Annotated in this window: 20 protein-coding genes; 8 read left to right on the top strand and 12 right to left on the bottom strand. The window is 69.2% G+C overall.

Going from position 1 to position 17685, the window contains the following annotated elements; all coding sequences use genetic code 11:
- The first annotated feature begins 18 nt into the window (after positions 1-18).
- From sdhA to GZ67_RS0105095, 4 genes are all read left to right on the top strand, one after another.
- Complete coding sequence (sdhA, locus tag GZ67_RS0105110) at positions 19-1845, top strand: succinate dehydrogenase flavoprotein subunit (RefSeq protein WP_029262558.1); 1827 nt, start codon at positions 19-21, stop codon at positions 1843-1845.
- Between the two features lie 2 nt (positions 1846-1847).
- The gene (locus tag GZ67_RS0105105) at positions 1848-2615 is read left to right on the top strand and encodes a succinate dehydrogenase iron-sulfur subunit (protein WP_029262559.1); all 768 of its coding nucleotides are present in this window, start codon (positions 1848-1850) and stop codon (positions 2613-2615) included.
- Between the two features lie 144 nt (positions 2616-2759).
- Entirely contained in the window at positions 2760-3968 is a 1209-nt protein-coding gene (locus GZ67_RS0105100; RefSeq protein ID WP_029262560.1) for a YihY/virulence factor BrkB family protein, read from the top strand.
- A 10-nt stretch (positions 3969-3978) separates the two neighbouring features.
- Positions 3979-4818: an exodeoxyribonuclease III gene (locus GZ67_RS0105095; RefSeq protein ID WP_029262561.1), complete on the top strand. Its 840-nt coding sequence runs from the start codon at positions 3979-3981 to the stop codon at positions 4816-4818.
- On the opposite strand, the gene GZ67_RS0105090 is transcribed toward GZ67_RS0105095, so the two are convergent.
- The 3 genes from GZ67_RS0105090 to GZ67_RS19630 are packed head-to-tail and all read right to left on the bottom strand — an operon-like array spanning position 4806 to position 6792.
- Positions 4806-5471: a DUF4166 domain-containing protein gene (locus GZ67_RS0105090; protein ID WP_029262562.1), complete on the bottom strand. Its 666-nt coding sequence runs from the start codon at positions 5469-5471 to the stop codon at positions 4806-4808. The two genes, GZ67_RS0105095 and GZ67_RS0105090, sit on opposite strands and share 13 nt — an antisense overlap.
- The gene (locus tag GZ67_RS0105085) at positions 5468-6151 is read right to left on the bottom strand and encodes a DUF4166 domain-containing protein (protein WP_029262563.1); all 684 of its coding nucleotides are present in this window, start codon (positions 6149-6151) and stop codon (positions 5468-5470) included. The genes GZ67_RS0105090 and GZ67_RS0105085 overlap by 4 nt, the downstream gene beginning before the upstream one ends.
- Positions 6148-6792 (bottom strand): hypothetical protein, encoded by a 645-nt coding sequence (locus tag GZ67_RS19630; protein WP_081859885.1) that lies wholly within the window; start codon positions 6790-6792, stop codon positions 6148-6150. The genes GZ67_RS0105085 and GZ67_RS19630 overlap by 4 nt, the downstream gene beginning before the upstream one ends.
- 45 nt (positions 6793-6837) lie before the next feature.
- Here GZ67_RS19630 and trpS point away from each other — a divergent pair, with 45 nt between their 5' ends.
- Together trpS and GZ67_RS0105070 are read left to right on the top strand one after the other, a co-directional pair.
- Positions 6838-7842 (top strand): tryptophan--tRNA ligase, encoded by a 1005-nt coding sequence (gene trpS, locus GZ67_RS0105075; protein WP_081859884.1) that lies wholly within the window; start codon positions 6838-6840, stop codon positions 7840-7842.
- 22 nt (positions 7843-7864) lie between these two features.
- Positions 7865-8446: a hypothetical protein gene (locus GZ67_RS0105070; protein WP_051662343.1), complete on the top strand. Its 582-nt coding sequence runs from the start codon at positions 7865-7867 to the stop codon at positions 8444-8446.
- Positions 8447-8482: 36 nt separating this feature from the next.
- On the opposite strand, the gene pth is transcribed toward GZ67_RS0105070, so the two are convergent.
- Both pth and GZ67_RS0105060 read right to left on the bottom strand, forming a co-directional pair.
- Positions 8483-9064, bottom strand: a complete 582-nt coding sequence (pth, locus tag GZ67_RS0105065; protein ID WP_029262567.1) for an aminoacyl-tRNA hydrolase — start codon at positions 9062-9064, stop codon at positions 8483-8485.
- A 97-nt stretch (positions 9065-9161) separates the two neighbouring features.
- Positions 9162-9773: a 50S ribosomal protein L25/general stress protein Ctc gene (locus tag GZ67_RS0105060; RefSeq protein ID WP_029262568.1), complete on the bottom strand. Its 612-nt coding sequence runs from the start codon at positions 9771-9773 to the stop codon at positions 9162-9164.
- 224 nt (positions 9774-9997) lie between these two features.
- Here GZ67_RS0105060 and GZ67_RS21130 point away from each other — a divergent pair, with 224 nt between their 5' ends.
- Positions 9998-10123 carry a hypothetical protein gene (locus tag GZ67_RS21130; protein WP_258134167.1) on the top strand — a complete coding sequence of 42 codons (126 nt, stop codon included), beginning with the start codon at positions 9998-10000 and terminating at the stop codon, positions 10121-10123.
- A gap of 7 nt (positions 10124-10130) precedes the next feature.
- On the opposite strand, the gene GZ67_RS0105050 is transcribed toward GZ67_RS21130, so the two are convergent.
- From GZ67_RS0105050 to GZ67_RS0105020, 7 genes are all read right to left on the bottom strand, one after another.
- Complete coding sequence (locus GZ67_RS0105050; protein ID WP_029262569.1) at positions 10131-10628, bottom strand: gluconokinase; 498 nt, start codon at positions 10626-10628, stop codon at positions 10131-10133.
- The gene (locus GZ67_RS0105045) at positions 10625-11665 is read right to left on the bottom strand and encodes an alcohol dehydrogenase catalytic domain-containing protein (RefSeq protein WP_029262570.1); all 1041 of its coding nucleotides are present in this window, start codon (positions 11663-11665) and stop codon (positions 10625-10627) included. The genes GZ67_RS0105050 and GZ67_RS0105045 overlap by 4 nt, the downstream gene beginning before the upstream one ends.
- Positions 11666-11678: 13 nt before the next feature.
- Positions 11679-12368 (bottom strand): fumarylacetoacetate hydrolase family protein, encoded by a 690-nt coding sequence (locus GZ67_RS0105040; RefSeq protein WP_231481694.1) that lies wholly within the window; start codon positions 12366-12368, stop codon positions 11679-11681.
- 41 nt (positions 12369-12409) lie between these two features.
- Entirely contained in the window at positions 12410-13195 is a 786-nt protein-coding gene (locus tag GZ67_RS0105035) for an SDR family NAD(P)-dependent oxidoreductase (protein ID WP_029262572.1), read from the bottom strand.
- Positions 13192-14610, bottom strand: coding sequence for an MFS transporter (locus GZ67_RS0105030; protein ID WP_029262573.1), 1419 nt, complete (start codon positions 14608-14610; stop codon positions 13192-13194). The genes GZ67_RS0105035 and GZ67_RS0105030 overlap by 4 nt, the downstream gene beginning before the upstream one ends.
- A 131-nt stretch (positions 14611-14741) precedes the next feature.
- Positions 14742-15530, bottom strand: a complete 789-nt coding sequence (locus GZ67_RS0105025; protein ID WP_029262574.1) for an IclR family transcriptional regulator — start codon at positions 15528-15530, stop codon at positions 14742-14744.
- A gap of 55 nt (positions 15531-15585) precedes the next feature.
- Positions 15586-16644: a D-2-hydroxyacid dehydrogenase gene (locus tag GZ67_RS0105020; protein WP_029262575.1), complete on the bottom strand. Its 1059-nt coding sequence runs from the start codon at positions 16642-16644 to the stop codon at positions 15586-15588.
- A 99-nt stretch (positions 16645-16743) separates the two neighbouring features.
- On the opposite strand from GZ67_RS0105020, the gene GZ67_RS0105015 reads away from it, so the two are divergent.
- Positions 16744-17634, top strand: a complete 891-nt coding sequence (locus GZ67_RS0105015) for an NAD(P)-dependent oxidoreductase (protein ID WP_029262576.1) — start codon at positions 16744-16746, stop codon at positions 17632-17634.
- The last annotated feature ends 51 nt before the right edge of the window (positions 17635-17685 follow it).

The following is a 17685-nucleotide window of genomic DNA, read 5'->3' as shown; positions in this document are numbered from 1 at the left end:
GAAGAAGGCTAAGAAGAAGTGACTACCGAGACGCAGGATTCCGTCGTCCGTGACGGCGTGCACTACCACCAGTTCGACATCGTGATCGTGGGCGCCGGTGGCGCCGGGATGCGGGCGGCCATCGAGGCCGGCCCCGGGGCGAAGACCGCCGTGATCTCCAAGCTGTACCCCACGCGCTCGCACACCGGTGCGGCGCAGGGCGGCATGGCGGCAGCCCTCGCGAACGTCGAGGAGGACTCCTGGGAGTGGCACACCTTCGACACCGTCAAGGGCGGCGACTACCTCGTCGACCAGGACGCGGCGGAGATCCTCGCGAAGGAGGCCATCGAGGCGGTCATCGACCTCGAGAACATGGGCCTCCCCTTCAACCGCACGCCCGAGGGCAAGATCGACCAGCGCCGTTTCGGCGGGCACACCGCAGAGCACGGCAAGACCCCGGTCCGCCGCGCCTGCTACGCCGCAGACCGCACCGGCCACATGATCCTGCAGACGCTCTTCCAGAACTGCGTCAAGCTCGGCATCAACTTCTTCAACGAGTTCTACGTGCTCGACCTGCTGACGGTGAAGGACGCTGACGGCAAGACCCAGGTCTCAGGCGTCGTCGCGTACGACCTCTCGACCGGCGAGCTGCACGTGTTCCAGGCCAAGGCCGTGATCTTCGCGACCGGCGGCTTCGGCAAGATCTTCAAGACGACCTCCAACGCGCACACCCTCACGGGCGACGGCGTCGGCATCGTCTGGCGCAAGGGCCTCCCCCTCGAGGACCTGGAGTTCTTCCAGTTCCACCCGACCGGGCTCGCCGGCCTCGGCATCCTCCTCACCGAGGGCGCACGAGGAGAGGGCGCGATCCTGCGCAACGCCTCGGGCGAGCGATTCATGGAGCGCTACGCCCCGACGATCAAGGACCTCGCTCCGCGTGACATCGTCGCCCGCTGCATGGTGCAGGAGGTCGCGGAAGGCCGCGGCGCCGGCCCGCACAAGGACTATGTGCTGCTGGATTGCACGCACCTGGGAGCCGAGGTCCTCGAGACCAAGCTGCCCGACATCACGGAGTTCGCCCGCACGTACCTGGGCGTGGACCCGGTCGTCGAGCCGGTGCCGGTGATGCCGACGGCGCACTACGCCATGGGCGGCATCCCGACCAACAACAACGGCGAGGTCCTGGCCGACAACGACACGATCGTCCCCGGCCTGTACGCCGCCGGCGAGTGCGCCTGCGTCTCGGTGCACGGTGCCAACCGTCTCGGCACCAACTCCCTGCTCGACATCAACGTGTTCGGCAAGCGCAGCGGCCGCAACGCCGTGGAGTACGTCAAGACGGCCGAGTTCGTGCCCCTCCCCGAGAACCCCGCCGGCTTCGTCTCCGGCATGCTCGAGGACCTGCGCAACAACCAGGGCACCGAACGCATCGCCGTGCTGCGCAAGACGCTGCAGGACGAGATGGACAAGGGCGCGCAGGTGTTCCGCACGCACGACTCGCTGCAGCACGTGCTGGGCGTGATCGCCGAGCTGCGTGAGCGCTACAAGAACGTGCACGTCGACGACAAGGGCAAGCGGTTCAACACCGACCTGCTCGAGGCCGTCGAGCTGGGCTTCCTTCTCGACATCGCCGAGGTCGTGGTCTACGCCGCGCAGAACCGCGAGGAGAGCCGCGGCGGCCACATGCGCGACGACTTCCCGACGCGCGACGACGAGAAGTACATGAAGCACACCATGGCCTACCTCACCGGTGACCCGCACTCGTCGACCCCGAGCGACCACATCAAGCTCGACTGGAAGCCCGTCGTCTTCACCAAGAACGATCAGGGCGAATTGAACTACCCGCCGATGGAGAGGAAGTACTGAGCATGTCGAACGCCATCGCCGAAGCACCCGCGGACACGACCGCAGAGACCGGCATCCAGTCCTTCATCGTCACGTTCAACATCCGCCGGTTCGACCCCGAGGTCGATGCCGAGCCGGACTGGGTCGACTACGACGTGGAGCTGTACTCCACCGATCGTGTCCTCGACGCGCTGCACAAGATCAAGTGGGAGGTCGACGGCTCGCTGACCTTCCGCCGCTCCTGCGCGCACGGCATCTGCGGCTCCGATGCCATGCGTATCAACGGCCGGAACCGCCTGGCCTGCAAGACGCTGATCAAGGACCTCGACATCTCGAAGCCGATCTACGTCGAGGCCATCAAGGGCCTGCCGCTGGAGAAGGACCTCGTCGTCGACATGGAGCCGTTCTTCGCCTCGTACCGCGAGGTGCAGCCGTTCCTCGTCGCCAGCTCCGTCCCGGAGAAGGGCAAGGAGCGCGTCCAGACGATCGCCGACCGCGAGATCTTCGACGACACCACCAAGTGCATCCTGTGCGCCGCGTGCACCTCGTCCTGCCCCGTGTTCTGGACCGACGGCCAGTACTTCGGCCCTGCCGCGATCGTGAACGCGCACCGCTTCATCTTCGACTCCCGCGACGACAACGCGGCCGTGCGTCTGGACATCCTCAACGACAAGGAAGGCGTATGGCGCTGCCGCACGACCTTCAACTGCTCCGAGGCCTGCCCGCGCGGCATCGAGGTCACCAAGGCCATCGCCGAGGTCAAGCAGGCAGTTCTTCGCGGCCGTCCCTGACGCGCCCCGCAGGCCATCATCCGAGAACAGGCGGTTCCCTTCCGGGGCCGCCTGTTCTCATGTCTCCGCCTGTTCACGCGTCTCCGGCTGTTCTCACGTCCCCGGCTGCTCTCGCATCGCGCGGCCCTTGGATAGGGTGGGGACGTGTCTGAACCCGATGGCTCCGCGGCCGAGCCCGGTCGCCTCGATGCGGCCGTCGAGCGCGCGACCGCACTCACGCAGCGCACTCTCGGCCTGTTTCCCGTCCGCGTCTGGCGACACTTCCTGCAGCGCAACGGGTTCCTGCTCGCTGCGGGCGTGAGCTATCAGGCGCTCTTCGCGATCTTCGCGGCGATCTACCTCGCCTTCGCCATCGCCGGGCTCTGGCTCGGCGGCAGCGAAGAAGCCGTCAACGGTCTGATCGACATGATCAACAGGTACATCCCCAACCTGATCCTCCCCGAGGGTGGCGTCTTCACGCCGGAACAGGTGCAGGACGTCGCCGCGAGCACCGCCAACGTCCTGGGTATCACCGGCCTGATCGCCCTCGGAACCGTCATCTGGACGGCCATCGGCTGGGTGACGTTCTCGCGGCGAGCGACCAGGGACATCTTCGGCCTTCCTCCGGACCGGCGCAGCTACGTCATCCTGAAGGCCCGGGACCTGCTCGCCGCACTGATCTTCGGCGTCTCGTTGATCGTCGGCTCCCTCCTCAGCTCCGCCAGCGCCGCCGTGTTGAGCTGGCTCCTCAGTCTGCTGGGCTGGGATTCCGGCTCGGACGGGCTGAACCTCGGCATCCGCATCGCGACCGTCATCGTGTCGTTCGCCATCATGTCGACGGCGCTGGCCGCCATGGTCCGCTTCCTCACGGGGACGTCCCTGCAGTGGCGGACGATCTGGCCCGGTGCCCTTCTCGGCGGCGGCGCGATGACCGTTCTCCAGTACGGAGCCGGTTTCCTTTTGAGCTATACCCCGTCGAATCCGCTGCTCGCGACCTTCGCCATCTTCATCGGCCTCCTGCTGTGGTTCCGCGTCAACGGCGTCGTGATGCTGGTGGCCTCGTCGTGGATCGCGGTCGCCGCGCAGGACCGGGATCAGCCCCTGCTGGAGCAGACCGAGGCGGAGCGCCGCCTGATCGAGTACGAGACCCTGCTCACCGCGGCGCGGATCCGTGTGCGGGAGGCTCGCGAGGCCCGCGACGCCGCCCCGTGGTTCCAGGCATGGACGGCGGGACGAGCGCTGCGCGCCGCGGAGAACGAGCTCGCGGCTCTCGAGGCGTCCCCTCCCCCGCCCGTGGATTCCCCCACACCCTTCGCGCAGCGACTCATCGCCGACCTGCACCGGCCGGATCGGGATGTCGGCGGCGCTCGTTAGGCTTGTGAGCATGCCTCATCTGCGTATCGCCACGGTCAATGTCAACGGAATCCGAGCCGCGGCTCGCAACGGGATGAGCAGCTGGCTCGACGAGGCCGGAATCGACATCCTCACGCTCCAGGAGGTGCGCGGGCAGGACGAGCACCTCGAAGCCGCGCTGCCCGGCTGGTCGTTCGTGCACGACGAGGCCACCGCCAAGGGTCGCGCGGGCGTCGCCATCGCGAGCCGTACGCCGGCCATCGCGTCGCGCACCGAGTTCGGTGCTGCGGACTTCGACTCGAAGGGCCGCTGGATCGAGGCTGACTACCTGCTCGGAGAACGCCCGCTCACCGTCGTGAGCGCGTACGTGCACTCCGGCGAGGCCGACACCCCGAAGCAAGACGAGAAGTGGAAGTTCCTCGACGCGTTCGGCACGCGGCTCGGCGAACTCGGCGCCGACGGTGCGCTCGCGCTCGTCACCGGAGACCTCAACGTCGGGCACCGTGAGCTCGACATCAAGAACTGGCGTGGCAACCGCAAGAAGGCCGGATTCCTGCCCCGTGAGCGTGCCTACTTCGACCGCTTCCTCGGCGAGTCGGGCGCAGAGATCACCGCCGTCGACGGCACGATCGGCACGGGCCTCGGGTGGGTCGACGTCGGCCGCCGCTTCCACGGCGAGATCGACGGGCCGTACACATGGTGGTCGATGCGCGGTCAGGCATTCGACAACGACTCGGGGTGGCGCATCGACTACCACCTCGCCACGCCGGCACTCGCCGAGCGCGTCGCGACCTATCACGTCGCCCGCGCGGCGGCCTACGACCAGCGCTGGAGCGATCACGCTCCGGTCGTCGTCGACTACTCGTACTGACCCGATCCGGGGGCGGCCTCGGCGTCGCGGTCGGTGCGCTCCGCATGACGGTACCAACCGCGGTACTCGAGGACTGTTCCGAGCACGGGGTTCGTGGCGCGCATCGCGATGGTGCGACGCTGCTCGGCGTCGTCCCAGCCGTCGACGAGGTCGACATCGAGGCGCAGGATGCCGCGAAGTGTGATCCGGTGTCTGCCGACCCGCAGGGCCACCGCGCGGGAGCGCATCCGCAGGGACCCCTCCGACGTGACGGAGCACTCTTCGAGCATCTCCACGCGTCCGCGAACGCCCAGTACGTTGTGGAGGATCCCGGGGCGCTCGGTCACCGTGAGGCGATCGGAGATGTGCTGGATCGCCCCGGGAAACCGGAACTCCCGCCGGGCGGCGAGGGTCGCCCGGCCCGATCTCGATCGGCCGGCCACCGTGTCGATCCGGAACGGGACATCGCGGGCGAAACGTGTGACGAGCAGTCCGGGGCCCACCACCGGGTACCCCAGAGCGGTCAGCCGCCCGAACCGGCTGCCGGCGACCGAGAACACGCCGGCCGCGCTGTCGCTCTCGGCCTCCACCCGCATCTGCGCGAGGATCTCCGGGTGCAGCCGCTCCGCGTCGTCGCCGAGCGCGGCGAGGAAGACGGCGCCCCTGGCCGTCATTCGCGAAGCTCCTCACGATAGGGCTTGACGGTCGCAGGCGCCGGCCCGTCGACGAACTCGCACGTGAACGCGCCGCGGTAGCCGAACAGGAATCCGAGGATGTCGTTGTGGATCTCGAGATCGATCAGGAACCGCTGCTGCTCATCGTCGTATCTCTCCCGCAGCCGCGCCCGCCCGCTGAACAGCATCGGGAATCGGAAGGCGAGAGGCCCCTCGTAGAACCGCTGCTCGCCGGAGGTCAGCTGCAGAGCGCCGTCGTCGGTGACGGTCAGGTCGAGGTCGACCGCCAGGTGCTGATGCGTGCCCAGATAGTCGACCACTCGACGGCGGGCGTCGCTGTAGATCATGGTGGCGTCGAAGCGTCGGCGACGACCGGGGCGCACTTCCATCGTCCGGACGAACGTCACGGTCTCACGGCCGAAATCATCGAGGTACGCATGGTTGTCTATCCGGAACGGGACATCGCGTCCGCGCTCCGGGAAGAGGATGTTCCGGAACGTCCCGATCAGCAGGAAGGGCAGCGTCCACCAGGGGCCACGACGCACCTCCGTCATCGTGCCGCGTCCGATGCAGCCGTACCCGGCCTCGACGCCGACCCCGAAGCGACGCTGGAGCTGCGGGTGGAGCCGGGCGAAATCGTCTCCGAGCGCGCGCTCGAAGATACCGGTCGACGTCGTCATGCGATCTCCTCGAGCGATCTCGGTGCGTCGTCCATGATCGTGCGCCCGGTGCGGCGGGCAGGTCGCGATCGACAGTTCCGCGCACGGGGCCGATATCCGCGGCGCAGCGACCGCCATCCGCTGGCTTGCTCCGGGGAGGTCCCCTCTTCCGCCCACATCCGCAGGCGGTCGAAACTCCGCGCGGTCAGCCACCACACGAACGGGCGGATGAGGAGCGGGTCGCACAGGCGCCCGAGCCATCCCCATCCCGGCACGTAGTCGTAGCCGGTCAGGAATCGCACGCCCTCCGGCGTCGGGATGTAGCGCCAGTACCCGCGACCCGCGCCCAGCGGGGACAGGGCGTCCTCCGTGTCGAACAGCAGAGCAGAAGTCCGCTCCCCGGCAGGTCCCTCGCGAGTGGCGAGGGAGACTCCCGTGCCGCGGATCGTGTGCACCCCGAGGTCGAGCTCGTATCGGAACTCCCGTGCGCCGTCCGATCGCGTGCGCTGCGGAACGATGTCGCTGAATCGCGCATCCCAGCGCACGTGAGAGGCGGGATCCTGCGTCAGCCGCCAGACCTCCTCCAGCGGCGCGCGGATGAGGACCTCGACGTAGAGGGCTTCGTCCCCTCGTCTGCGGCGGAGAGGGGATTCGGGCGTCATGCGCCCATCGTATGGGCCCCGCACACACCCCATAGGATTGAGGGTGTGACGAAACCGCGCCTTTACTCCGGAATGCAGCCCTCCGCCGACTCCCTCCAGATCGGCAACTACATCGGCGCGCTGCTCCAGTGGCGAGACCTGCAGAGCTCCTACGATGCCTACTTCTCGGTCGTCGACCTGCACGCGCTCACCGTCGCACAGGACCCGGCAGAACTCCGTGAGAAGACACGTCGCACCGCCGCGCAGTACATCGCCGCGGGCATCGAGCCGTCGCTGTCGACCCTGTACGTGCAGTCCCATGTGCGCGCGCACGCCGAGCTCGCCTGGATCCTCAGCACGATCACCGGTTTCGGCGAAGCCGGCCGCATGACGCAGTTCAAGGACAAGTCGACGCGGTACGGAGCCGATGCCACCAGCGTCGGCCTGTTCACGTATCCGGTCCTCATGGCCGCCGACATCCTGCTCTACCAGACCGATGTGGTGCCGGTGGGCGACGACCAGAAGCAGCACGTCGAGCTCACCCGTGATCTCGCCGAACGCTTCAACTCCCGCTTCGGCGAGACCTTCACGGTGCCGATGCCGGTCATCCAGAAGGAGACCGCGCGCATCTACGACCTGCAGAACCCGACCGCCAAGATGTCGAAGTCGGCGGAGAGCGACGCGGGAGTCCTGTGGATGCTCGACGACCCGGCGAAGTCGGCGAAGAAGATCATGCGAGCGGTGACCGACAACGAGGGCTCCGTGCGCTTCGACCGGGAGAACAAGCCCGGCGTCTCGAACCTCCTCACGATCTACGCGGCCCTCAGCGGCCGCCAGGTCGCCGCGATCGAGGACGAGTACGCGGGTCGCGGCTACGGCGACTTCAAGAAGGGCCTCGCCGAGGTGGTCGTGAACGAGTTCGAGCCCGTGCGCGCGCGTGCACTCGAACTGCTCGACGATCCTGCAGAGCTCGACCGCATCCTGGCCGAGAACGCCGGCCGCGCGGACGCCGTCGCCGATGCGACCCTCTCGAACGTGTACGACCGCGTGGGGCTCCTCCGGCGCGTCTGAGCCGCGCCCTAGGATGGGGGACGTGACTGATCCACAGCTGCCTCCCCCTTCCGGCGCCGAGCCCTTCGCGCCGCCGGCACCGCCCGCCGCACCGCCGTACGCAACGATTCCGAACGCTCCGGCTGCCGCGTATCCGGCAGCCCCTCCGGGCGCGTACCAGGTTCCCGTCGGCGGCTACGCCTCCCCGGCAGGCGCCTACACGGCCCCCGACACCACGGTCCGCCCGTCCGGCCTGTTCGGGACGATCGCGCTGATCCTCGCGCTCCTCGCCGCGGTCGTCACCCCCATCATCGCCGGCATCGCGGCCTTCGAGATCGGGCGCGTCCTCCCGCAGGGCGTGACGACGTCGACCACCGAAGACCTCAGCGTGCTCTCCCCTGCACGGGACCAGGTCCTCTGGGCCGAGCTCTCCTTCTGGATCGGCACGGTCCTCGGGATCGCCGCGATCGTGCTCGGCATCATCGCCATCGCCAAGCGCAGGGGCCGTGGCGCCGGTATCGCAGCCGTCGTCGTCGCCGTGCTCGGCGCGGTCATCTTCTTCACCGTGCTGGTCGCCGCGCTCGCGGCCGGAAGCGCCGCAGGCTTCGCGACCTACACGTCCTGACGACGCTCTCGGAGCAGCGGGAGCGCCACCGCGGCGTCAGCGCGGTGCGTGGTGCTTCTGCTGCGCCGCGAGAAGTCCTTCACCGACGAGGAGCTCTACCGCATCGGCGGCATCATCGACGAGGATCGGCAGGTTCGGCCGTTCCTCTTTGCCGAAGGGTGAGAGCACCCAGTCAGCGGGATCCTGGCGGCCGACAGGTCGACCGATCCCCACGCGCACACGGGGGAACTCCGCAGTTCCGAGCGCCCGAGCGACGTCCCGCACCCCGTTGTGGCCGCCGTGCCCCCCGCCGATCTTGAGCTTGACCGTGTCGAAGGGGATGTCGAGTTCGTCGTGCACGACGACGACCTGCTCTGCGGGCACCGAGTAGAAGCGCGCCAATGCCGCGACCGGGGTGCCCGAGACGTTCATGAAGGTGTTCGGCTTGGCCAGGACGAGCTTGTCCGAGCCAGGACGCAGCCACGTCTCGACGACGCGCGCTCCCCCCTTGTGCTCCCGGAACGCCTCGCTGCGTCGCGAGGCCAGCTCATCGACCACCATCTGACCGATGTTGTGCCGGGTGGTCTCATATCGCGGGCCCGGGTTGCCGAGTCCCACCACGAGCCAGGTCGATGCCATGTCGTCGTCCTCTCCCCGCCCGGTGCGAGCCCCGGTCAGGATACGACAGAGGGGACGCGATCGGATCGCGTCCCCTCTGTGATGAATCAGTCGGAGATCACTCCGCGGCAGCCTCTTCGGCAGCCTCGGCGGCCTCGGTGCTCTCGCCCTCGGCGTCATCCTCGGTGGGTGCGGCCGGGACGGAGATCGCGACGACGAGGACCTCGGGGTCGGAGAGCAGCGTGGAGCCCTTGGGGAGCTTCACGTCGGCGCCGGTGATGTGCGCGCCCTCTTCCAGGCCCTCGACCGAGACCTCGATGTTCTGCGGGATGTGCGTGGCCTCGGCCTCGATCGAGAGCGTGGTCGCGTCGAGGTTCACGATGGTGCCGGAAGCCGACTCACCGGTGACGATGATCGGCACGTCGATCGCGACCTTCTCGCCCTTCTTCACGACGAGCAGGTCGATGTGCTCGATGATCTGGTGTACCGGGTCGCGCTGGACATCCTTGACGAGGGCGAGCTGGCCCTTGCCCTCGATGTCGAGCTCGAGCAGCGCGTTGGCGCGGCGGATGATGAGCGAGACCTGGTGGCCCGGCAGCGCGACGTGCACCGGCTCGGTGCCGTGGCCGTAGATGACGGCGGGGATCTTGCCGGCGGCGCGGAGGCGGCGGGCGAAGCCCTTGCCGAAGCTCTCGCGGAGCTCGGCCTGGACCTTGGTGTCTTCAGACATGGGGTTCTCCTTCGGGGCACGCAGCGAAGGCGCCGCGCGGTGGTCTTGGAATTGTCGAACTCGCTGACGCAGGAGGAAAGCCACCGGGCTTGCTTCGCCGCGTCGATAACGGATGAACGCGCACGCGCAGAAGCATCCCTCGCCGAGGTACAGCCTCAATGGTACCGGATGACCCGATAGGCTGAGGACACCCGGTCCTTTTCTGCAGAACACGGAGAACCCCCATGCTCGACGGCGCCTTCCTCTCGCACGCAATCCTCTGGCTGATCGGCGCCATGACCGTGTGCGCGGCCGTCACGTCGTTCATCGCACTGTTCGCCATGGGCCGCTCGAGCTACCGCAAGGACTGATCGCGGCTCAGACCGCCGACGCCTGCACCGCATCGCGGATGAGGCGGAGCTCCTCATCCAGAGCGAGTGACGCAGACACGCGGACTCCGGCTTCACCGTCCTGCAGCGACTCCAGAGTCTCCAGCTGGGAATCCAGCAGGGATGCGGGCATGAAGTGCTCTGCGCGCTGCGTCAGCCGCGCCTCCAGAGTGGCGCGATCCACCACCAGCTCCACGAAGAACGTATCCGGCGACTCTTCGCGGATCGCATCCCGATAGCGACGACGCAGCGCGGAGCAGGCGATGACGATCCGGTCCTCGCCGTGGAGCGTCGCTCCGACCGTGCGAAGCCACGGCATCCGATCGGCGTCATCGAGCGGGATGCCGGCGGCCATCTTCTCGACGTTCGTCAGCGGATGCAGGTCATCGCCGTCGATGAAGCGCGCCCCCATGCTCTCCGCGAGCGCACTGCCGACGGTGGACTTGCCGCAGCCGCTGGGACCCATCACGACGATGCGCACACTCATATCTCCAGGCCGAAGTCGATGAGCACCTTGCAGGAGCTCGCGGGATCGGCCGCCAGCGCGAAGGCATCGTGAGCATCCTCCACCGGCAGCACCTCGCTGATGATACCGCGCACGTCGAGGCTGCCGTCGGCGAGGGCGGCGATGACGTCGTCGAACTCGTCACCGAAGCGGAACGAGCCGCGGAGCGTCAGTTCACGGGTGATCGCCGTGGCCAGGGGTGCCGGAACGTCTCCCCCGCGTTGCAGGCCGAGCAGCACGACGGTTCCGCCACGGATCGCCGCCGAGACCGCGGCCGCGAGACCGGGCACGGTGCCGCTGGACTCGACCACGACATCGGCGTGGAGCTCAGCGATCTCCGCCTCGGCCCTCGCATCGAGCGACCGGATGCCGCGCGCCTCGGCGATCTCGCGCGGACGCTGCTGCAGGTCGGTGACGGTGACGGACGCCGCCCCGCCGCGCTGGGCGACCGCGGCGACCAGCTGACCGATGGGCCCTGCGCCGATGACCACGACACGACGCCCGCGCACATCGCCGGCGCGCTGCAGGGCGTGCCAGGCGACGGCTGCAGGCTCGGCCAGCGCGGCGGTTCTCAGATCGAGTCCGGCGGGCAGGGGGTGCAGCATGCGCGTGGGCATCGCGACCCGGCGTGCGAACGCTCCCTGCGTGTGCGGCAGGTGCATCGCCGAGCCGAGGTACGTCGAAGCCGGGGCGAGATTCGGCTGATCCGACGGCCAGGGCGTGCGTCCGTCGCCGTGCGCGGTGAGGGGATGCACGGCGACAGCCGTTCCGACGACGGGACCCGACCCGTCCGCCGCCGCGACGGCCACGACGCCCGCGACCTCGTGCCCCAGGACCATCGGCTCGCGCAGCACGGAGGCCCCGGCTGCACCGTGCCGGAAGTAGTGCAGGTCGGAGCCGCAGATGCCCCCGTAGGCGACGTCGACGACCGCCTCGTCGGAGCGGGGCGCGGGAGCACCGATGTCTTCGATCCGCAGATCGTCGGCGGCGTGGGCCACCACGGCGAGATTGTCCACCATGTCTCCTCCTCGGTCAGACGAACGCCGTGACGAGCTCGACTCCGGCCACCCTGATCGTCACGTGCTGGCCGGGATGCACCGGCGCCTGCGAATGCGGGGCGCCGGTCATCACGACGTCGCCGGGCCCCAGCACGGACCACGCCGCGACATACGCGAGGCAGTCTCGGATCGGCATCGGCAGCTGCCGGCTCCCGGTCCGGGCGACGAGGAGCCCGTCGACCTCGACGTCGAGGTCGACGTCGTCGATCCCCACCACGGTATCGATCCACGGGCCGAGTGGCGTGTATCCCTCCCCCGACTTGGATTCGAAGTTGCGGGGATCGCTGTGCGCGCGGTCGGGGCTGGAGAGATCGTTCACGGCCGTGACGCCGAGCACATACTCGTGGGCATTCTGAGCCGTCAATCCGTGGGTCGCCCGGCCGATCACGACGGCGATCTCGCCCTCGGCCACCGGGGCGCCCGCATCGCGCCGCAGGGCGACCTCCGCTCCGCTTCCGATCACGGTCCGCGGGCTCTTGAGCCACGCCTGCACCGGCGAGGTGTGGTCGGGGCCGTTCTGGGCGATCCCGACGATGACGAGGGGGTCGACCGGCGCGACGACGGGTCCTTCGACGGCGTCGCCCTCGTCATCCGGGGCGCGGCCCTCGGCGAACGCGAGGAACGGGTCCGAGATCGGGATGAGCCCGTGGTCCGTCTCACGCACCCACCGGGGGTCTGCGGCGGACGCGACTCGACCGAGCCGCATCAGACGACCGCCGTCATGCCGCCGTCGACGAAGAGCGTCTGGCCGTTGACGAAGTCGCTCGCCCCGCCGGCGAGGAAGAGCAGAGCGCCGACGAGGTCTCGGGTGTCGCCCCAGCGTCCGGCCGGAGTGCGTCCGCGGACCCATGCCGAGAACTCCTCATCATCGACGAGCGGCTGCGTGAGAGCGGTCGCGAAGTAGCCGGGAGCGATGGCGTTGGCTTGGATGCCGTGCGGGGCGAGATCGGCGCAGAGCCCCTTCGTGAACATCACGATCGCGCCCTTGGTCGCCGAGTACGCGGCGATCGAGGGGCGCGCGAGCTGCGACTGCACGCTGCCGATCTGGATGATCTTCCCCGAACCGCGGGCGATCATCCCGGCGGCGACACGGCGCGACAGGTGGAAGACGCTGGAGAGGTTGGTCTGCACGAGCGCATCCCAGTCCTCGTCCGCGAACTCCGCGATCGGCGCCCGGCGCTGGACACCCGCGTTGTTCACGAGGATGTCCGGCGTGCCGATGAGCTGCTCGACCTCGCGCATCCCGGCATCCACCGCCGCGGCGTCGGTCACGTCGAAGACGACGCTGTGGGCCACGACCCCCGTGCCCTGCATGATCTCGGCCGCGACCGCCGCGGCCTTCGCGGCATCGCGTCCGTGGACCACGACGGTCGCACCCGCTCCAGCGAGTCCCTCCGCGAGGGTCCGGCCGATGCCCTGGCTCGATCCGGTCACGAGCGCCGTGCGGCCGCTGAGGTCGAAGAGGGCGAGGCCCGCAGGCACGGCGCTCACCGTCCGACGGCCTTGATCGAGACCGTCGTGGCGAAGACGTCGTCGCCGCCCTCTTCGCGGGAGACCTTGATCGCGTCGTCGATGCGGGTGAGATCGCGGCGGAGCGTCTCCGGAGCGAGGAACGTCGAGGCGGTCGTGATGATGGCGAGCACGGCCATGTAGATCGCCAGGAGCACCCAGTTCCCCTCGCTCACCGCGATCAGGTACGCACCGAGGACACCGGCGAGGCCGCCGGCGAGCACGGCCGAGATCTCGCGAGCCATCGCGACGCCGAGGTAGCGGTGACGGTTGCCGAAGAGCTCGGGGAGCATGGCGCACTGCGGTCCGAGCATGCTGTTCACGGCGACGCCGATGCCGATCGCGATCACACCGATGGCCACGGCGTAGTTCCCGAGCGACAGCAGCCACCATGCGGGGAACGTGTAGACGAGCATGAAGACGGCGCCGAACCGGTACACCGTACGGCGCCCGAAGCGGTCGGAGAGGTGTCCGGTGAACGGCACGGAGAAGACGCCGATCAGCGATCCGAGGGTGACGCCCCACGTGAGGAGGCTCTTGTCGGCACTGTCCCCGACCACCGTGACGAAGAAGGCGAGACCGAGGGTCTGGAACATGTAGGAGCCGCCGTTCTCGGCCATCCGCAGACCGATGCCGACGATGACGCCGGGGAGGCCGTGCGTGAAGATCTCCTTGATGGGGCGATCGGCGATCTGCTCGTGCTTCTCGAGCTCGACGAAGGTCGGCGTCTCGCGCAACCGCATCCGGATGAACAGGGCGAGGAGGATCAGCGCGAAGGAGGCGAGGAACGGCACGCGCCATCCCCAGCTCAGCAGCTGGTCCTCGGGGAGCAGCGTGATCAGCCCGAAGACGACCGCGGCGAGCAGGGTTCCGGCCTGGATGCCGACGAACGGCAGGGCGGAGAAGAACCCGCGGCGCTTGACCGGCGCGTACTCGGCCATCAGCACGGTCGCGCCCGCCTGCTCGGCACCGGCACCGAAGCCCTGGAGGAGGCGCATCAGCACCAGCAGGATCGGGGCCCAGAGCCCGATCGCCTCGTAGGTGGGCAGCAGACCGATCGCGGTCGATGCCCCGCCCATCAGGACGATCGTGGCGACCAGGACCCACTTGCGCCCGAGCTTGTCGCCCAGGACGCCGAAGAACAGGCCTCCGAACGGTCGTGCGAGGAAGCCGACGCCGAAGGTCGCGAACGCGGCGACCGTGGCCATGGCGGGGTCGTCCTGCGGGAAGAACAGGACGTTGAAGATCAATGCCGTCGAGAGCCCGTAGAGCGCGAAGTCGAAGTACTCGAGCGCGCTGCCGATGCTGGACGCGAGCGTCGCGCGGCGCAGATTCGCCGCGTACTCCGGGTCATCGGACACTGCGCGTGCTGAGGTGCGGTGGTCGGTCACTGCCATCTCCTTCGATCGGCTTCGCCTGCGGCGTGACCCCGACTGTACCAGCCCGTTGGATTGCGTTCAACCCTTTGGACCGAGTTTCGACGCACGGAAGGACAGACCGCGCGCAGGACGCGGCAGCGCGGAACGAGTCAGCGACGAACGGCGGTGCTGAAGGGGTTCGTCAACGCCGCGGCAGCCGCGCGCAGCGCCTCGCCCACGCGCTCGATGCGCTCGTAGTCCGCCTCGGCGGCACGGATGGCGACGCCGAGAGCCAGCGGCGGATCGGTCGGCGCCCAGCCCTCGAGCGGGACGGCGACGCCGACGATGCCGCGGAAGGACTCCTCCGCATCCAGCGCCCAGCCCCGCCGACGGGCGGTGGCGAGCGCTTCCAGCAGCCCCGCCATGGTCGTCGCGCTCCGCTCCGTCAGCGACGGGAAGACCGCGTCCTCGCCGAGGAGCTCGATGACCTCGGCATCGGTCATGGCGGCGAGCAGCGCGCGCCCGGTGGCCGAGAGCGGCGCGGGGAGCCGCGAGCCCAGCGGAGTACCCAGTCGCAGCGACCGCGACCCTTCGTGCCTGGCGAGATACAGCGCATCCGTGCCGTCGAGCATGGCGACCTGCACGAGCTCGGAGGCCAGCTGCGGCGAGGCCTCGCACACGCTGTAGAACTCGCGCACCTGGTTGAACTGGGCCGCGAACGCACCCCCGAGCTCGGCGGTGCGCACTCCCAGACGATAGCCCTGCGGCGTGCGGTCGACCATGCCCCCGGCCTCGAGAGCGAGGCACAGATTCGCGGTCGACGACTTCGCCAACCCGAGTTCGCCGGCGAGTTCGGTCAGTGTCCGGGGGCCACCGGCGTCGGCGAGGAGGCCGAGCAGGCGGATGCTGCGGGTGACGGCAGGCGCGGGATCGCGCCCCTCGCGGGTGTCGTCGTCCATGGCTGCGCCTTCCGCCGTCGGTGGGGCCGCGGGTGCACGCGCACCCGCCTGCGGATCAGTAGAACTCGACCGTATCGACCACGGCGGTCAGCGGCTCGCCATCGAGCAGGCGCGCCGCGTTCTCCGCGAAGCGCCGGGCGATCCGCTCCTCCTCCTTCGAGTTGAGCGCGGCCGTGTGCGGGCTCACCAGCACGTTCGGATGCGTCCACAGCGGCGAAGCATCGTCGAGGGGCTCCCGCTCGAAGACATCGAGAGCGGCGAAGGAGATCCGACCGTCGTCGAGAGCCGCGAGCAGGGCGGTCTCGTCGACGACCGAGCCGCGACCGACGTTGGTGATGATCGCCCCCGGCTTCACCGCAGCGAGGACGTCGGCACCGATCAGGTGATGGGTCTGGGCGGTGCCGGGCAGCGTCACCACGATCGCATCGACGTGGGCCACCGCGTCGCGCAGCTCCTCGAGCCGCACCAGGCGATCGACGCCGGCGACCGGCTCGCCCGACCTCGTCGTGCCCCACACCCTCGCACCGAGGGCATGGAAGCGACGCGCGCATTCCGCGCCGATCCCGCCGAGGCCGACGATCAGCACGGTCATCTCGTCGAGCTGCCGCATCTCCCAGCGGTCGGGCCAGGTGCGGGTGCTCTGATCCGCGAGGAGGCGAGGGAGGTTCTTCGCTCCCGCCATCACGCCGAACACCGCGAACTCGGCCAGCGGCCCGCCGTGCACGCCCGCACTGGTGGTGAAGACGACCCGATCGAGGTCTGCGCGGTCGAGCGCTGCGGCCTTGACCGCCGCCCCGCCGCCCGCCGCCGTCGTCATGACCCAGCGCAGTCGAGGGTTCGCCGCCACCGTGCGGGCGAGCGCTGCGGCGTCCACATCGGGGATGCCGAAGAGCACGTCGGCGGAGTCGACCAGTTCGTCGAAGGCCTGCTGCTCGCTCGCGGTGCGTGCGAAGTCCGGGTCGCCGGACCAATCCGCAGGCCCCCGCATCGGCGGGAGGAGCGAGTGATCGCGGACCACCTCGACGCGAGGCTCGAGCTCTTCGATGAGCCGGCAGAGGTCTTCGCGCAGCGGTACCGTCACGACGGCGCGCAGCTTCTTCTCGGTCCCCGTCATGCTGATCCCTTCCTCGGGAAATCTGGAATCCCTCACTTTAGCTCAGATCCATCCCGTTGGACACTGTTCTCTCCGTTGGATTGTTGCTACGGTGTGCCCATGGACATCTCATCCGTCACCGTCGGAGCCGTCGGACTCGGCGCCATGGGCCGCCCGATGGCCGACCATCTGCTCGCCGCGCACGGCCGACTGGTGATCCACGCCCGCCGCCCGCAGCCGGAACTGCTGACAGCCGGAGCCGACTGGGCGGAGACGCCGCGCGAACTCGCCTCCAGAGTAGACGTCCTCCTGATGATGCTGCCGGATCTTCCCCCGTTCGAGGCGATGCTCGACGGCCCGGACGGGCTCCTCGCGGATGCCGGCGAGCTGCTCATCATGATCGGATCCACCTCGTCGGCCCCGGCCGTCCGTGCGCTCGCGCAGCGCATCGGCGCGCAGACCGACGGACGGGTGCGAGTCGTGGACTGCCCGGTCTCCGGCGGCGAGGACGGGGCCATCGCCGGGACCCTCTCGATCATGCTCGGCGGCGATCCCGAGGACGCAGCCCTCGCGGCCGAGGTGCTGGCTCCGTGCGGCACCCCCGTCCTGCTCGGGCCGCTGGGCGCGGGCGAGGTCGCCAAGGCCTGCAATCAGCTCGTGGTCTCCGCCACCATCCTCGCGCTCGGAGAGGCCACGGTGCTCGCCGACCGCTCCGGACTCGACCTCGATGCCCTCTGGTCACTGCTCTCCGGCGGCTATGCGGGTTCGCGACTGCTCGACAGCCGACGCGAGAAGCTCGTCACGGGCGACGACTCCCCCAGCGGCGTCGCGGAGTACATGGTGAAGGATCTCGGCTTCGCCGCTGACATCGCCGAGGCCACCGGCACCTCCCCCGTGCTCCTTCCCACCCTGCGCGCCGCGTTCGACGAGCTGGTGGCCGCGGGCCTCGGAGACCGCGACATCGCCGTGTCGCGGCGCTTCATCGCGTCGCGTGACACGGACGAGCACTGACCTCCCGGACAGCGATACGCTGAAACCACCCCTTCTTCACCCTCGAGGAGC

The organism is Microbacterium sp. Cr-K20 (genome assembly GCF_000708325.1).
Taxonomy (GTDB): Bacteria; Actinomycetota; Actinomycetes; order Actinomycetales; family Microbacteriaceae; genus Microbacterium.
This window is presented reverse-complemented; position numbering and strand designations above follow the sequence as displayed.

Coding starts and splice junctions, on each gene's coding strand:
- GZ67_RS0105105 (WP_029262559.1), top strand. CDS start 1,848: ATGTCGAACGCCATCGCCGAAGCACCCGCGGACACGACCGCAGAGACC.
- GZ67_RS0105095 (WP_029262561.1), top strand. CDS start 3,979: ATGCCTCATCTGCGTATCGCCACGGTCAATGTCAACGGAATCCGAGCC.
- GZ67_RS0105090 (WP_029262562.1), bottom strand. CDS start 5,471: ATGACGGCCAGGGGCGCCGTCTTCCTCGCCGCGCTCGGCGACGACGCG.
- GZ67_RS0105085 (WP_029262563.1), bottom strand. CDS start 6,151: ATGACGACGTCGACCGGTATCTTCGAGCGCGCGCTCGGAGACGATTTC.
- GZ67_RS19630 (WP_081859885.1), bottom strand. CDS start 6,792: ATGACGCCCGAATCCCCTCTCCGCCGCAGACGAGGGGACGAAGCCCTC.
- pth (WP_029262567.1), bottom strand. CDS start 9,064: ATGGCATCGACCTGGCTCGTGGTGGGACTCGGCAACCCGGGCCCGCGA.
- GZ67_RS0105060 (WP_029262568.1), bottom strand. CDS start 9,773: ATGTCTGAAGACACCAAGGTCCAGGCCGAGCTCCGCGAGAGCTTCGGC.
- GZ67_RS21130 (WP_258134167.1), top strand. CDS start 9,998: ATGCTCGACGGCGCCTTCCTCTCGCACGCAATCCTCTGGCTGATCGGC.
- GZ67_RS0105050 (WP_029262569.1), bottom strand. CDS start 10,628: ATGAGTGTGCGCATCGTCGTGATGGGTCCCAGCGGCTGCGGCAAGTCC.
- GZ67_RS0105045 (WP_029262570.1), bottom strand. CDS start 11,665: ATGGTGGACAATCTCGCCGTGGTGGCCCACGCCGCCGACGATCTGCGG.
- GZ67_RS0105030 (WP_029262573.1), bottom strand. CDS start 14,610: ATGGCAGTGACCGACCACCGCACCTCAGCACGCGCAGTGTCCGATGAC.
- GZ67_RS0105025 (WP_029262574.1), bottom strand. CDS start 15,530: ATGGACGACGACACCCGCGAGGGGCGCGATCCCGCGCCTGCCGTCACC.
- GZ67_RS0105020 (WP_029262575.1), bottom strand. CDS start 16,644: ATGACGGGGACCGAGAAGAAGCTGCGCGCCGTCGTGACGGTACCGCTG.
- GZ67_RS0105015 (WP_029262576.1), top strand. CDS start 16,744: ATGGACATCTCATCCGTCACCGTCGGAGCCGTCGGACTCGGCGCCATG.